Source organism: Streptomyces sp. NPDC049040, from assembly GCF_043197715.1.
GTDB lineage: Bacteria > Actinomycetota > Actinomycetes > Streptomycetales > Streptomycetaceae > Actinacidiphila.
Map to the genome: position 1 here is coordinate 155,180 of NZ_JBICTO010000004.1, position 13,989 is coordinate 169,168.

The following is a 13,989-nucleotide window of genomic DNA, read 5'->3' on the forward strand; positions in this document are numbered from 1 at the left end:
CGCCGATGGATTTCGCGACCGGTTGAAGGAATTCTCCGAGCGCCGGGCCAGGACCGCCATCAGCGCCCCGACGTCATATGGGGCGGGAACTGACCGAACACCTCCATGATAGGGTAATGACTAATTCACAAGCGCCGAAAAAAGGGGAATGGCGTGAACACCGAGAAGGTTGCGGCTCGACGTCTCACGGCTGAAGAGGTCGCGGAGTTGGGCCCCCAGGACGGCATCTTCGTCCCCGCGAGGACGGACGGCCTTCCTGTCGACTGCTACGCCCCAGCAAGCCTCACGAAGCCGGGCCGGAATTTCGAGGGAGGGTCCTTCACCGCGCGGACGATATTCGGTGACGAGATCACCCTCCTCCCGGACAATGCGGAAGAATCCGGGGTCTGGGTCGCCGACAAGGCGGGGGAGGAAATAGAGGTCCTCCAGAGCGCGGGCGTACTGCTGAATCTCGCCCTCTTCGTTCCCGGCGGCGACGCCAAATCGCTGGAGGCGCTTTACGCCGCCGCGCGGGACGCCTTCGGCGCCGGGATCGTCCAGCGTTGGAGTGAGGAGTCCGTCGCGGTGCCGGACGTCAAGGTGGACCTGTTCGAGGAGCCGGTCAGGGGCCGGAAGAGCGCGAACAACCAGAACCGTGACCGCCGCGCCCTGGACATCTACCCGCCCCGGGTGCGGTTCCTGGAGCCCAGCGACGGCTGGAAGTTCATCGTCGAACTGCACCAGGAGATCGTCGACGACACCCCCACGATCTGACCCGCGCCCCGGCCGTCCGCCGGTGCCGAGTCGCCCCCTTCCCCGTAGCGGATCTCCGCTGACGGCCGTCCGGTGAAGGACCTCGGAGCCCAGGGACTGTGGCAGCCGGCCGGCCGCACATGTCAGCTCGTACGGAACGCCCGACCGGAGTCTCCCGGTCGGGCGTTCCGCACATCGCCGGTCCGTACAACTGCCGCTGCTCTGACGCATTTCGGCGCCGCTCAGCCTCCGGGACCGTCGCCCTGACAGGCCGGCGCGAGCACGTCCCCGCGGGGGACGAGTGCACGCCGCGCGGCAATGCGCCGTGACCGCCACTGCGTGCCGGGTCGGTCAGGAACCGAGAAGCCCCGTTCGCGTGGTCGCCTCTAACCTGCTGGCCATGGACATCACCATTCACACGGTCTCCCTGCCGCATGACGACCCGGATGCTTCGCTCGCCTTCTACCGCGACGTCCTCGGTTTCGAGGTGCGCAGCGATGTCGGCCAGGGCAGGATGCGCTGGATCACGGTGGGCCCGCCCGGCCAGCCGGGCACCTCGATCCTGCTGACACCCCCTGCCACCGATCCCGGCATCACCGAGGACGAGCGCCACGTGATCACGGAGATGATGGCGAAGGGCACCTACGGCTGGATCCTGCTGGCCACCCCGGACATCGACGCCACGTTCGAGAAGGTGCAGGCCGGTGACACCGAGGTCGTCCAGGAGCCGATCGAGCAGCCATACGGAATCCGCGACTGCGCCTTCCGCGACCCGGCGGGCAACCTGGTCCGCATCCAAGAGGTCCGCTGAGCTGTGCGGACACACCGGGAAAGGCAGAGGAGGCGCACTTCTCATGTGCAAGCCTGAATGGCGGCGAGCGCGCATACAGGCGCAGCGCCTGGCTGATCTGGCGGGACTGCGCCGCGTCCGCGACCGGATCGGCAGGGAATACGCTCAGCCCCTGGACGTGGAAGCGCTCGCCCGTGCTGGGGACGTGTCCGCCGGGCACCTGAGCCGGCAGTTCCGGGCCGCCTACGGTGAGTCGCCGTACGCCTACCTGACGAGGCGCCGCATCGAGCGGGCGACAGCCCTGCTGCGGCGCGGCGACCTCAGCGTCACCGAGGTCTGCTTCGCGGTCGGTTGCGCGTCGCCGGCCACCTTCACCACCCGCTTCACCGAGCTGGTCGGCATGCCGCCCGAGGCCTTCCGGCGGGCGGCGGAAGCGGCGGCCGACCATCCCCATGCGGCTGGTGCGAACCGTGATGCCAGGCCGGCGAGCAGGTCGCAGGGGGTGCCGGGGTACGCGGCGAAGCAGGTCCCGAGACCGGTCAGGAATCGAGAAGCCCCGGCCTCCGCAGGGCCCCTACGGTGATGGTCATGGCAACCAGCACGTCCACCCCGGCCACCGCGTCCACCGCGTCGATCAGCCTCGATGTGGCCGACGTCGAGGCCGCCCGGCGCTTCCGCAGCGCCTTCGGCGTGGACGAGTGGCTGCGCCTGCTGACATCCGACGCGCGATGTCCGACACATACACAACCACTGCTCATGGAGTACGACATGAAGGCATACGTCAGCTCGATCCTTCTCGGCGTCCGGGACATGGACCGGGCCAAGCAGTTCTACACCGAGGGCCTCGGCTGGAAGGTCAGCAAGGACTACGGCATCTCGGTGTTCTTCGAATCGGACGGCGCCTCGCCCGTCGGTTTCTACGGCCGCGAGGGACTGGCCGAGCAGGTGGGCACGGACCAGGAGGGCAGCGGCTTCAGCGGACTGGTCCTGACCTACGTCGTCCGCAGCGAGGCGCGGGTCGACGAGATCATGGCGGAGGCCGCGAAGGCCGGCGCCACGGTACTCAAGCCCGCCGGCGCTCTGCCGTGGGGCGGGTACGGCGGCACCTTCGCCGACCCGGACGGCTACGTCTGGAGTGTCGGCTTCAGCAGCCAGGGAACCGACCAGCCCTACGCCGAATAGCCGCGGCTTCCCTGCCTCACAGCCCTCCCCACCTCCCCCAGACTGCGATGGGCCCGTGCCGGAAGCGGGAACGGCTGTCCGAGCCGGGCGGGCCCGATCCGCGGCGAGCCGGCAGAACGACAGGAGAAAGATCATGAAGTTTCTGTCCCACGTCGAACCGCCCGAGCCCATGCGGGGGCTGCTGGTTCCGCCCGAGGTGGTGGAAGCTCTCGGCGAGGGCTCGCGGCCGCCGGTGACGATCACGCTCAACGGGCATTCCTGGAAGAGCCGGGTCGCCCTCCTGCGCGGCCGCCATCTGATCGGCCTCAGCCATGCTAATCGGCAGGCCGCGGGTGTCGAGATCGGCGAGGAGGTCGAGGTCGAGTTGGAGCTCGACACCGAGCCGCGCGTCGTCGTCGAGCCGGAGGACTTCGCCCGGGCCCTGGACGACGACCCGGTCGCCCGCGCCGCGTACGACCACCTCACGTACAGCCGCAAGCGCGAGCACGTTCGCAGCGTCGAAAGCGCGAAGATGCCCGAGACGCGCCGGAGGCGGATCGAGAAGGCCGTCGCCACCCTGCGAGGCTGACCCCGGGGACCGCGTGGGCGGGCCTGCTGCCCTGATGCGGGCGGACTCCGCACGATGTGCCCCCTGGCCGCTGCCGCACCCCGGCAACTCCCTGCCAAGGGCGGCCAGGCAGCCTCGTTTGGATCGGCAAAGCGGACCGGCGGAAGGCGCCGGCAACGTGGACCCGGGTGGTCACCGGCCAGACGCTCGACGCTGGCGGTGGCCGCCGCCTGCTGTGGGGCCGCCCCGGGGGCCCCCAGGTCAGGCCAGGCCGGCCGCGATGGCGCGGCGCACGGCGTCGGCCCGGTCCCGGATGTCGGCCTTGGCGAAGAGGTTGTTGATGTGCGTCTTGACGGTCGCCTCGCTCACGAAGAGCTTCTCGGCGATCGCACGGTTGGGCAGGCCCTGGCCGATCAGGGTGAGTACCTCGCGTTCCCTGGGGGTGAGATCCGCGGGCAGTTGCGGTCCGGACGCCGTAGGTCTGGCGCGGACGGTGGCCAGCAGCCGGTCCTGGACCTCGCGGTCCAGGACGGACTGGCCCGCGGCGGCGGCACGGATCGCGCGGATGATGTCCTGGCGTCCGGAGTTCTTCGTGAGATAGCCGCGGGCGCCCGCGCTGAGGGCGGCCAGGATCGAGTCGTCATCGGCGAACGTGGTGAGCACGACGACGGCCACCTCGGGGTGTTCGTCGCTCAGCCTGCGCGTGGTCTCGATTCCGTCGAGTACGGGCATGCGCAGGTCCATCAGCACGACGTCCACAGGACCGGCGGCGACCGCGTCCAGCACGCCGTTGCCGTCCGCTGCGGCCGCGACGACATCGAGGTCCTCGGCCAGACTCAGCACCGCGGCGAGCGGTTCGCGGATGGCGGCCTGGTCGTCGGCGACGACCAGGCGCAACGGCCGTGTGCTCTCGGTGGGTCCACTCATCGCGGGATCACTGCCTTCACTTGCCAGCCGCCTTGGTCCGGTCCCTCGGTGACCGGTCCCGCGGTGAGGGTGCCGCCCAGCAGGGCGACGCGTTCGCGCATTCCGATCAGCCCCATTCCGCTGCCGACCGCCGCGTTCACCGTACGGGTGGCGTGCCGGTTGCGGATGGTCAGCGCCGTCGAGGACGCCGCAAAGGCCAACTCCACCCGCACCTCACCACCCGGGGCGTGCCGCGCGGCGTTGGTCAGGGATTCCTGGGCGATCCGCAGCAGATTCTGGGTCACCCGGGCCGGTACCCCGACGGGGGTGCCGGAGACGGTCAGGGCGTCGCGGTGGCCGGACGACTCGAGCATCGCGGTGAGGGTCTCCACCAGCGGAAGCGAGTCCTCGCGAAGCGCGTGTACGGTCCACTGCGCCTGTTTCAGGCTCTCCTTGACCAGGCTGTGGGCTTTGTCGTTGGCCGCCCTGACCTTCGCCAGGTCGCCGGTGTCGAGCAGCGCGTCGGCCAGCTCCAGCTGCATGTTGATCCCGGCCAGCGTGTGCGCCAGGACGTCGTGCACGTCCCGGGCGATCCGGCCGCGTTCGGTGAGCACGGCGGCCTGCGCCTCGGCCCGTGCGGCGCGTTCCGCGCTCTCGGCTGCCGAGAGCGCAGCGGCCACGGCCTGGTGCTGGACGCGGTTGAGTATCCCGATCAGGACCGGTGTTCCGGTGGCGAGACCGACGGCCCAGGGCAGCAGGTCGTGACCGGGTCCGAGATGGAAGTACAGGACGCCGCCGCAGAGCAGACCGCAGGCCAGCGCCAGGAGGAGGGCCTGTCTGGCCGGCAGCCGGTATCCGATGTGACCGGCGAGGAAGAAGGCGAAGAGGTAGCCCGTTCCGCTGCGGCTGACGCCGATCAGCGCGGCCGCCGCGAGGATGCCGAGCGACAGCCAGACGACGACGGCACGCGGCGGGACCTTGGCCGGGGGCAGGCCCCGGACCAGCAGCGCCGCACAGTTCAGTACGAACAGGACCGCGACCACCAGCCCCCGCCCGGTGACGCCCATCGGCCGGATCGTCAGGGCCCCGCAGACGATGACCGCCGCGGTCAGAACCCACTGCGCCCGGGGGTCCCGGCCCGGGATCGGCCGGGGTGCGGCCGATGGGGGCGGGACCTGTCCGGGGGAGGACTCGGTTTCGGCGGTGGGCACGGCCAGACCATAACTCACGGTCGGACCGCGACACGGTCCGAGGCAGAGGCAGAGGCAGAGGCGGAGGCGGGCTGCCCGGCGGTCAGCATCCGGCTGCGTATGAAGATCGTGGCCAGCCGGGTGACGACCTCGGTGAGCGCCATCAGGACGAAGGCCGCCACCCATGCCTGGTCGCTGGTGATGTGGTGGGCGACGCTGAACCGGGCGACGTCGTCGGCGCCGCCGTGCTCGGTCCACAGCTGGAAGCCCATCCGGGCACCCATGCCGAGCACCCACAGGACCGCGGAGACCGCGCCCGCCTTGATCAGGATGTGCCGGCCCGCGGTCCTGACCCGGGTGTGGACGCCGCCGGCGATGCCGAGCACGGCGCCCACGGCCACGAGCGCTCCGACCAGCACCAGATCGTTGCCCCCGGTGGGAACGGAGTCCAGGTACGTGTGGGCCACGAAGGCCACGATCCCCAGCGGGATCAGGAAGGTCTTGAGGTCCAACCGGTCTTCCCGCAGCTGCCGGAAGACGACGAGGATGAGAGCGATGTCGGTGATCCACTCGGTCGTTGTCATGCCCTCAAGCCTGCTGTCACACGGCCCGCGACGCCTGGACCCACGGGTGGAACCCGGGGTGGAGAAGCAGGCGGCCGGTCACGCTCGGCCGCCTCGCTCCCCCGGCGCGAGCATCCCGCTCAGGTCACCGGTCCTCGAAATCGCCCGAGCGCGAGGGGACGGCGCCGAGCGTGGCGAGCGTCGCCTCGTCGAGGGTGATCGCGCCTGCGTCGACGTTCGCCCGCAGGTGCTCGGGGTCGGCGGTGCCGGGGATGAGGTGCGTGTTGGGGGTGTGGTGGAGCAGCCATGCCAGGCCGATCTGCGCGGCGGAGGCACCCAGTGCTCGCGCCGCTGCGACGACGGCAGGCTCTTCTGTGACCTTCGGCAGGCCTGCGAAGGCGCCGCCGAGCGGGAAGTACGGCACCCAGGCGATGTCCTCGGCGAGGCAGAAGCGCACCATGTCCTCGTCGGCACGGGAGACCAGGCTGTAGGCGTTCTGCACGCAGGCGATGCCCGCCGGGAGGGCTTGGCGCAGTACGTCGAGGGAGACGCTGCTGAGACCGATGGCGCCGATCTTGCCCTCGTCGCGCATTTCGGTCATCACGGCGAGCTGGTCGTCGAGGTCGACGATCTGGTCGCCCTCGGCGCGCAGACCCGGACCGTGGTCGGCGCGGCGCAGGTTGACGAGGGGGATCCGGTCGAGCATGAGGCTCTTGAGGTTGTCCTCGACGCCGGCCCGCAGTTGCTCGGGCCGCTGGGCCAGGCGCAGCGGGCGCGGCCCGGTGGGGTCGGGCTCGGCACCGACCTTGCTGACGACCAGGACGTCGTCCTCGGGGCGGAGCGTGGCCGCGATCACCTCGTTGGCGAAGCCGTTGCCGTAGAAGTGCGCGGTGTCGACGTGATCGACACCCAGGTCGACGGCCTGCCTCAGCAGGGAGATCGCGGCATCACGATCCAGCCGCGGCAACTGCATGGCGCCGTAGCCGACACGGGAGACGCTGCGGCCCGCGAGCGCGCCGGGCCCGCCGGGTCGGGCCACTCCGAGGGCGGTGAGTTCGTCGGACCTGGCAGTGGACGCCATGGCAGTCTCACTCTCATGAGATGATGGAGGTAAACGGAGACACTCCGTTTACGAACCACCGTACAGCAACCGGAGGGTCTCCGTTTTGGCGTCGCCCGACTCCCCCACCCCCGACCCGTCGGCGAAAGCGCCAGGACGCCCGGCCCGGGCCGACTCACGGCGCAACCGGGAACGGCTGCTCACCGCCGCCCGCGAAGCCTTCGCCGCGACTGACGGCAAAGCCGCCCTGGACGCCATCGCCCGGGAGGCCGGCGTCGGGATCGGCACGCTCTACCGCCACTTCCCCACCCGCGAAGCGCTCGTCGAGGCCATCTACTCCGCCGAACTCGACGCCGTCGTCACCAGCGCCCCCGCGCTCCTTTCGGATCTGCCGCCCGAGGTGGCGCTGCGCGCATGGATGGACCGCTACGCGGGGTTCTTCGCGGTCAAGCGCGGCATCTCCGAGACCCTGCACGCGGGGTGGACCTCGGGCACCATCGCGACACCGGCCACCAGGGAGCGGATCACCGCAGCGATCGGGGCGATCCTCGACGCAGGCGCGAAGACGGGTTCCCTCCGGGCGGACGTGGAACCGGAGGACGTCACGATGATGCTCCTCGGAGTGTTCATGTCGACGACAGCCGCCAACAGCCCCCACCTGACGGAACGGCTACTGGATCTGGTGGCGGATGCACTGCGGCCCACGACGGACGGGCCACCCTCGCAGTGACCCTGCGGGACTCACCGGCGTCATCGCTGCCGTCCTCGGCCTGGCGGCCCTGACCGCCGCGATGCCGTGCGCCTACGCGCTGCCCTCTCCGCCCTCGCCCCCCTGTGAGTCCCCCGGCTCAACGGGGCGATCACGAACGGATGTCAGGCCCCTCCACCGGGACCCGTGTTCTGCCTCGCGGCGCTCGCGGCGCTCATCCCCTGTGCGAGTGCTTGGGCCGCCGCCGCACGCTCCAGTGACCCGCGTTCCCCCGAACCGCCTGCGCGCCGCAGTATGAGCGAGCACACCCCGATCGTGGCCGCGAGCGCGACCAGCATGGAGACGACGAAGATCATGTTCCCCCCGTACGGCTGATGGGACCGGCCCGCGGTCCCTCGTTGACCTGTATTGTCGCCTGCCGCCCATTCGCGGTAAAGCCCGGGAAACCTGCCGCAGCGGGGCCAGGTGTCCCGACCGGGCATTTCGCGTCCGCGAACCACACCGCTGTGACGCCCTCTCAGAACACCGGGCGGCCGAGGTCACGCCTCATGGCCATACGCAACTCCGCGAGCAGGAATTCCCATCGCTCACGTGCCGCGACGTAGCTGTCGTCGGTGTGGAGGGCCCCGACCTCCACCTGGTCCTTGATGTCCCTCAGGGCACGGAAGGCGGACGTGGACGCCTCGACGACGCCCACGGGCGCCACCACCGCGATCTGGTAGCGCAGTTCGTAGGCACTGGACTCGTGGAAGGCCTCGGCGGCCCGGCGCGCCCGCTCGTCGGGGGACAGCCCGGACGGCCTGGCCGCCACGCGCAGGTGGTTCCTGGTCCGGGCGAGGGCGGCCAGATAGTCGCCGTACAGCTGCCGCCTCGTGGCGTCGTCGGCGTCCTGGCGACTGCGCCTGGCCCGCAGGTGGTCGGCAGCGAGCGTGGTCCCGATACCGATCAGGGCACCCAGGGAGGTGCTGGCCAGTAGTCCCCATTCCATGGGCTGATCCTATTGTCCTGTACGGCACGGTCGTTGGGACCACGGCAGCCGCCGGGCGCGGGCACCGCGGCGAGCGGTGAGCGGTCAGCGCCGGATCCGTACCGACCTGCGCCGGGAGGCGCTTCGCCGGAGCCGGCCGACCGCGCACCTCGCCCGAGCCGACGCCGAGGTGAACGGCTGGTCGCGCTCAGCGGGCGGGCGCTCCCACGCCGAACGCGGTGCGGGCCAGGGCCACGGGGTCGTCGAGGTGCGCGGCGCTGTCGCCCAGGACGCGTTCGACCTCGGAGGTTCCTTCCGGGGAGAAGTGCGCAGGTGCCCAGGTGGAGAGCCGGTCGTCGGGCTCCCATGAGGCCCCGGTCACCCGGGCGGGTGCCGAGGCCGGGGACACGGTCAGCACGCCGGCCGAGATGCCCGCGTCCACCGCACTTACGCCGTCGCCGTCCCGGACGTAGTGCCCGCACCAGGCGACCAGGCCGACGCGTACCGCCGACCCGGCGGGACGGATCTCGATGACGCGCTCGGTGCAGAAGGCACGGGGCGCGTTGCCGCCCGGCTCGGCGGGCCTGGCGCTGCCGAGCGGCCCGGCCGCGGCCGTCAGCACGTAGCGGTCCACGACCGGGCGGACCTCGCGTCCCAGTGCCGGGTCGACGTGCGGGGGCGCGGCCGACGCCCGGTCGTGCACGGCCAGCAGGCCCGCTCCCGCCGCCGCGAGCACGAACGCGACGACCGCCGGTCCCCGCCCGATCCGCCTACCCGCCCGGTGGCTCATGCCGTCCCCTCCCAGTGGTGTCCCGCACGGTGAGACGGCGCCGCGACAACGCGGGTTCCCTCCCCCGCCGCACTTCCGCGGCCCGTACCCTGTCGGCCTCTTCGAGCCGTCTCCCGGCCCCACCAGTGCAACGCGCCTGCCCGATCACCCCGTTGCAATGCAGGGCCGCGGACAGGTTCCCCATGGCCACATCGTCACCCCGTTCCGCCGGGTGCCGCCGCCTCAGCCGTCCGGTCGTACGCGTGAAGCGCCTCCCCTCGTCCTGGGGTGATGCGCGGGAGGATGCGCCTACCCGATGCGAAGGAGACGGCTCATGTCCTACCCGCCGCCGCGCTATCTCGGAGAGGACGGCGAGGTCAACGCGACCTTCCGGCCCGCCGACACCCCCGCGGAGCTCACGGCCGCGTCCGGCAACCGGACGCACCATCTCGCCACCCAGGCCTCGACCGGGGGCGAGTTCGGCCTCTACCGGATCGACATGGGCCCGCGCTCCCCGGGGCCGAGCACCCACTTCCACCGGTCCATCTCGGAGTCCTTCTTCATCCTGTCGGGGACGATGCAGCTCTTCGGCGGCGAGAGCTGGGTCACCGCCCAGGCAGGCGACTTCCTCTACGTGCCCGTCGGCGGCCTGCACGCCTTCCGCAACCCGTCCGACGAGCCGGCCTCGATGCTTCTGCTGTTCTCCCCCGGAGCGCCGCGCGAGGAGTACTTCGAGCAGGTCGCCGAGATGGCGCAACGCGGGGGTGAGGAGTTCAGGGACTTCCTCGTCCGCCACGACAGCTTCTTCGTGGACGAGCCGCCGGCCTGATCAGGCGCGGACCTGTCAGTGCGCCTTCCGCTCCGTTTTCCCGTCCGCCCTTGCGTCCAGGCCCGTCCCGCAACCCGCGGCCAGTCGCCCGGTCAACCCGTCCAGCAGCAACTCCAGCCCGTAGCCGAAGCGCTGGTCCCCGCCCCCGGTGGTGAGCGTCACCGCGTTGGCACTGGTGTGCGGGAAGCGGTCGGCGGGAAGCGAGGCGTAGAAGTCGCGGATCTCGCCCAGGAACTGCGCGCCGAATTCCGCGATGGTCTGGCCATCGCGGCGGTGGGTCAGGAACAGCGCGCTTTGATACGCGTCCGAGGCCACATAGAGCAGCAGTCGATCGATGGACCAGGCCGCCGCCTGCACCGGAATGCCGGCGCTGACCATCAGGTCGAGCAGGCCCTCGGCGATCCGCAGCATGTTCGGCCCGGTCGGGATGGTGCCCAGCGCGATCCGGGCCACGTCGCCGTGCGCGCAGAACACCCGGTAGATGTCCCAGGCCACCTGTTTGACCTGCTCGGCCCACTGCTCCGGTTCGGGAGCGGGCACCTCGATCCCGGCCGCGGCCAGGTCCAGGACGAGATCGAAGATCTCCTCCTTGCCCGATACATGCGTGTAGAGACTCGCAGAACCGGTCTCCAGTTCCTCGGCGATGCGGCGGACCGTCACGGCGTCCAGGCCCTCGGCGACGACCACTCGTAGCGCCGTCGCGATGATCAGGTCCTTCGACAAGGGGGCCCGCTGCCGCGGTTTGCGCTTCGGTGCCCGCCTGGACCGCCACGGCGGCGCGGGCAGGTCGAGGTCCTGTTGCGTCTCCGTCATGCGCCGTCTCCTCACGTCCCGACCAGCGTACTTGACACGATCAACGATCGTTAGTCGAATGGCATTCGCAAAACGAGCAGCGATCGGGGAACGTCCATCCGCCGCTCATCACTCCTGCGAGGCAGCCGTCATGACCTGGTGCCGCACCTGCGGGGCGGCCGAGCGGGAGGACCGGGACGCTCAGGACTGCGGGGGCACGCGAGACGTCGACTGGACAGACGCTCCCGGGTGGCGGGCGGTCGATCGGACGGTGAGCTGCCGCGTCCAGCCTTGAGGCGGCCCATCAGGAGCAGCGCCGGCCGACGGCGGAGTGCGGTCGGGAATCGCGACGTTCCCCTGAGATAGAGCTTCCATGCGATGCACACGAGGTACAGGAGCCGGACATGGCACGAACGATCATCTTTTCCGAGTACGGCGACCCCGACGTCCTGCGTCTGGTCGACGTCCCCGAGCAGGAGCCCGGGCCCGGACAGGTCCGGGTCTCGATCCGGGCCGCGGGTGTCCAGCCCGCCGACATCCGGATGCGCAGCGGCGCATGGAGGGCGCGGATGCCGGCGACGTTTCCCTCCCGGCTCGGCAACGAGGGCGCCGGAGTCGTCGAAGCGGTCGGCCCCGGGGTCACCGCGTTCGCAGCCGGTGATGAGATTCTCGGCCCGGCCGGCGGTGCCTACGCGGAGTCGGTGATCTTCGAGGCGGACCAGATCGTCCACAAGCCGGCGGTCATCCCGTGGAGCGAGGCAGGGGCGTTGTCCGCCTCGGGCCAGACGGCTTCAACGGCGATCGAGGACCTGCGCGTCAGCTCCGGCGAGACCTTTCTGATCCACGCCGCCGCGGGCGGGGTGGGCCACCTGGCCGTTCAGCTGGCCCGTGCCGCGGGCGCCCGCGTCATCGGCACCGCAAGCGAGGAGAACCACGAGTTCCTCCGCTTTCTCGGCGCAATTCCGGTGGCCTACGGCCCCGGTCTGGCGGACCGTGTGCGGGCCGTCGCCCCCGACGGTGTGGACGCGGCCCTGGACGGCGCCGGCGGCGATGAGGCGCTGGAGTCCTCGATCGAGCTCGTCGCGGAGCGGGAGCGGATCGGCACGATCGCCGACCAGGCCGGGGCGGCGCGCCTGGGCCTGCGGGCCATCGGCACCCGCCGGGCCGCGCAGCGATTGAAGGGCCTGGTCGACGCCTACACCGGAGGCAAGGTCAAAGTGTCCATCTGGAAGGAGTTCCCGCTCGCCGACGCTGCCGCCGCGCACCGGGAGATCGAGAAGCGCCACCTGCGCGGAAAGATCGTGCTGATCCAGCCGCCGCCCGCCGGGTGACCTGGCGGATTCCGGGCTGAGCACCCGCGGCGCTGCACGGGTCCGACGGTGGCACATCACGCTGCCCCTCCCACAGTCTCCCGAAAGCCGGCGGCGCGCGACGATCCGGGGACGCCTTTGCCATGCCGGTGCCGCGGCGTGAACGCAGCGGTACCCACTGGCCGTCGCGGGCGGCGGGCCGGGCGCGGCAGCCGACCCGTGTCGGCTCCCCGACCGGCCGGGCCGTGGCTCGCGGCTTTCCACGGCCACGGTGAGCCCCGGCTCGCAGGCGGGCGGGCTGTTGTCGCAGTGGCGCTCACCGGCGGATGCCCTGCTGCCGGCCATCGTGTCGCGACTGGACGACCCGGTCACCGAAGTCCGTTACCGGGCAGCCGAGCTGCTCGCCTGCCTCGGTCCATCAGCCGCTGCCCATGCCGACGCGGTCGCCGGGCTGCTCGGCGACACCGCCGCCCGGACGCCACGACCCGGCGAGACGGTTGCCGAGGCGGCTCTGTGGGCGCTGGCACGCATGAACGATCCGCGCTGCGGTCCGGGCCTGGCCAGGCGGGTGGCCGGTGCCCCGTCCGGCTTCGGATGGGACTCTGCCTCCTACGGCAGCGCCCGCTCGGGTCACCATCCCGCCCTCCCTGCTCTCCATGAGGTTCTGATCCGCCTTCCGGACCATGCGGAGCTGCTGCTGCCCGAGAGCTGCGGCCGACTCGGCACCGCCACGGACCTTCGCATCCTCAATCGGGTCTCCGACATGCTTGCGGCCTGGGGACCGGTCGCGAAGGCAGCGGTGCCACAGTTGATCGACCTGCTGGGGGGCGACCAGAGGTGGACTGCGGCAGCGAAGGCCCTGGCCGGAATCGGTTCGGCGGGCAAGGGCGGACGTGAACCGCTGCTGGCCCGGTCGGCCGAAGCCGCCGGCGCGGATGCGGTACTCGCCGCCTCGGCGTACTGCCGGGTCGGCGGCGATCCCGCCACGGCGCTGAAGTGCTGGGGCCTGCCGCTGGGGGCGGCCTCTCGCATCCCACCCTGCGCAAGGTCGCAGACCTCGGGCCGCACGCGGCTCCCCTCGCGCATCGGCTCCGGACGATGGTCGGCGTCTCCGACACCTGGACCAGCGTCGAGGCCGCGCACGCCCTGTGGGCCGCGACCGGCGAGACCGAGAGCACCGTCCCGGCTCTCCTGGAGGTCGTGCGGGACCTGGCCGAGGGCACGTACCTGCCGGTCATGCTCCCCGCGGTGCACCACCTGGCCCGGATCGGCCCTGCCGCTCGGCCTGCCGCCCACCTTCTGCGCGGCCTGCCCACCAGTGACCGGCGACTCCGTTACTCCGGCGGCTGGCGGGCCTTCACCGAGGACGAGGACATCCGCACTGCTGTCGGCGAGCTGCTCATCGCGACCGAGTGACCGGCTTCATCCATCGGTGAGCGGCGGCCATGGCATGCCGGAGGAAGGGGCGTTGCCTGAAAGCGGGCGCCTGGCCGGAGGGTTCCCCCTCCGCCTCGATTCGGGCGGGCCGCCCCCTTGGGCCGGGGGCCGGGGCATCGGCGGCGACCGTCCGCGCCGCTGTGGACCCCGCGTGGCCGGATGAGGGAGATTCCGGTCTTCCGGCACCTCCGCGAGGGCGGCCACGT

At 71.4% G+C, this 13,989-nt stretch carries 17 protein-coding genes; 9 read left to right on the top strand and 8 right to left on the bottom strand.

Annotated elements, in window-relative coordinates:
- The first annotated feature begins 153 nt into the window (after nucleotides 1-153).
- The 5 genes from ACGFMP_RS13270 (at nucleotide 154) to ACGFMP_RS13290 (ending at nucleotide 3,272) form a co-directional block, all read left to right on the top strand.
- The gene (locus ACGFMP_RS13270; RefSeq protein WP_393672305.1) at nucleotides 154-753 is read left to right on the top strand and encodes a hypothetical protein; all 600 of its coding nucleotides are present in this window, start codon (nucleotides 154-156) and stop codon (nucleotides 751-753) included.
- Nucleotides 754-1,132: 379 nt separating this feature from the next.
- The gene (locus ACGFMP_RS13275; RefSeq protein ID WP_393672306.1) at nucleotides 1,133-1,543 is read left to right on the top strand and encodes a VOC family protein; all 411 of its coding nucleotides are present in this window, start codon (nucleotides 1,133-1,135) and stop codon (nucleotides 1,541-1,543) included.
- Between the two features lie 43 nt (nucleotides 1,544-1,586).
- Entirely contained in the window at nucleotides 1,587-2,105 is a 519-nt protein-coding gene (locus tag ACGFMP_RS13280) for a helix-turn-helix transcriptional regulator (RefSeq protein ID WP_393672307.1), read from the top strand.
- A 5-nt stretch (nucleotides 2,106-2,110) separates the two neighbouring features.
- On the top strand, nucleotides 2,111-2,704 hold the full coding sequence (locus ACGFMP_RS13285) for a VOC family protein (RefSeq protein ID WP_393672308.1): 594 nt from the start codon (nucleotides 2,111-2,113) through the stop codon (nucleotides 2,702-2,704).
- Nucleotides 2,705-2,837: 133 nt separating this feature from the next.
- The gene (locus tag ACGFMP_RS13290; protein WP_393672309.1) at nucleotides 2,838-3,272 is read left to right on the top strand and encodes a YdeI/OmpD-associated family protein; all 435 of its coding nucleotides are present in this window, start codon (nucleotides 2,838-2,840) and stop codon (nucleotides 3,270-3,272) included.
- A gap of 240 nt (nucleotides 3,273-3,512) precedes the next feature.
- Here the strand turns inward: ACGFMP_RS13290 and ACGFMP_RS13295 are convergent, their stop codons facing one another.
- The 4 genes from ACGFMP_RS13295 to ACGFMP_RS13310 all read right to left on the bottom strand — a co-directional run bounded on the left by ACGFMP_RS13295 (nucleotide 3,513) and on the right by ACGFMP_RS13310 (nucleotide 6,991).
- On the bottom strand, nucleotides 3,513-4,178 hold the full coding sequence (locus tag ACGFMP_RS13295; protein ID WP_393672310.1) for a response regulator: 666 nt from the start codon (nucleotides 4,176-4,178) through the stop codon (nucleotides 3,513-3,515).
- On the bottom strand, nucleotides 4,175-5,224 hold the full coding sequence (locus ACGFMP_RS13300; RefSeq protein ID WP_393672805.1) for a sensor histidine kinase: 1,050 nt from the start codon (nucleotides 5,222-5,224) through the stop codon (nucleotides 4,175-4,177). The genes ACGFMP_RS13295 and ACGFMP_RS13300 overlap by 4 nt, the downstream gene beginning before the upstream one ends.
- 158 nt (nucleotides 5,225-5,382) lie before the next feature.
- Nucleotides 5,383-5,931, bottom strand: coding sequence for a hypothetical protein (locus ACGFMP_RS13305; RefSeq protein ID WP_393672311.1), 549 nt, complete (start codon nucleotides 5,929-5,931; stop codon nucleotides 5,383-5,385).
- 124 nt (nucleotides 5,932-6,055) lie between these two features.
- A complete protein-coding gene (locus tag ACGFMP_RS13310; protein ID WP_393672312.1) occupies nucleotides 6,056-6,991 on the bottom strand; it encodes an aldo/keto reductase in 936 nt (311 codons plus the stop codon).
- Nucleotides 6,992-7,076: 85 nt separating this feature from the next.
- On the opposite strand from ACGFMP_RS13310, the gene ACGFMP_RS13315 reads away from it, so the two are divergent.
- Nucleotides 7,077-7,700, top strand: coding sequence for a TetR/AcrR family transcriptional regulator (locus tag ACGFMP_RS13315; RefSeq protein ID WP_393672313.1), 624 nt, complete (start codon nucleotides 7,077-7,079; stop codon nucleotides 7,698-7,700).
- A gap of 143 nt (nucleotides 7,701-7,843) precedes the next feature.
- On the opposite strand, the gene ACGFMP_RS13320 is transcribed toward ACGFMP_RS13315, so the two are convergent.
- The 3 genes from ACGFMP_RS13320 to ACGFMP_RS13330 form a co-directional block, all read right to left on the bottom strand.
- On the bottom strand, nucleotides 7,844-8,035 hold the full coding sequence (locus ACGFMP_RS13320) for a hypothetical protein (protein ID WP_393672314.1): 192 nt from the start codon (nucleotides 8,033-8,035) through the stop codon (nucleotides 7,844-7,846).
- 161 nt (nucleotides 8,036-8,196) lie between these two features.
- Nucleotides 8,197-8,667, bottom strand: a complete 471-nt coding sequence (locus ACGFMP_RS13325) for a hypothetical protein (protein ID WP_393672315.1) — start codon at nucleotides 8,665-8,667, stop codon at nucleotides 8,197-8,199.
- Between the two features lie 187 nt (nucleotides 8,668-8,854).
- Nucleotides 8,855-9,436 carry a hypothetical protein gene (locus ACGFMP_RS13330; RefSeq protein WP_393672316.1) on the bottom strand — a complete coding sequence of 194 codons (582 nt, stop codon included), beginning with the start codon at nucleotides 9,434-9,436 and terminating at the stop codon, nucleotides 8,855-8,857.
- A gap of 313 nt (nucleotides 9,437-9,749) precedes the next feature.
- Here ACGFMP_RS13330 and ACGFMP_RS13335 point away from each other — a divergent pair, with 313 nt between their 5' ends.
- Nucleotides 9,750-10,244, top strand: a complete 495-nt coding sequence (locus ACGFMP_RS13335; RefSeq protein ID WP_393672317.1) for a cupin domain-containing protein — start codon at nucleotides 9,750-9,752, stop codon at nucleotides 10,242-10,244.
- Nucleotides 10,245-10,259: 15 nt separating this feature from the next.
- Here the strand turns inward: ACGFMP_RS13335 and ACGFMP_RS13340 are convergent, their stop codons facing one another.
- Nucleotides 10,260-11,057, bottom strand: a complete 798-nt coding sequence (locus tag ACGFMP_RS13340) for a TetR/AcrR family transcriptional regulator (RefSeq protein WP_393672318.1) — start codon at nucleotides 11,055-11,057, stop codon at nucleotides 10,260-10,262.
- Between the two features lie 383 nt (nucleotides 11,058-11,440).
- Here ACGFMP_RS13340 and ACGFMP_RS13345 point away from each other — a divergent pair, with 383 nt between their 5' ends.
- The gene (locus ACGFMP_RS13345; RefSeq protein WP_393672319.1) at nucleotides 11,441-12,367 is read left to right on the top strand and encodes an NADP-dependent oxidoreductase; all 927 of its coding nucleotides are present in this window, start codon (nucleotides 11,441-11,443) and stop codon (nucleotides 12,365-12,367) included.
- Nucleotides 12,368-13,444: 1,077 nt separating this feature from the next.
- Entirely contained in the window at nucleotides 13,445-13,762 is a 318-nt protein-coding gene (locus ACGFMP_RS13350) for a hypothetical protein (RefSeq protein WP_393672320.1), read from the top strand.
- The last annotated feature ends 227 nt before the right edge of the window (nucleotides 13,763-13,989 follow it).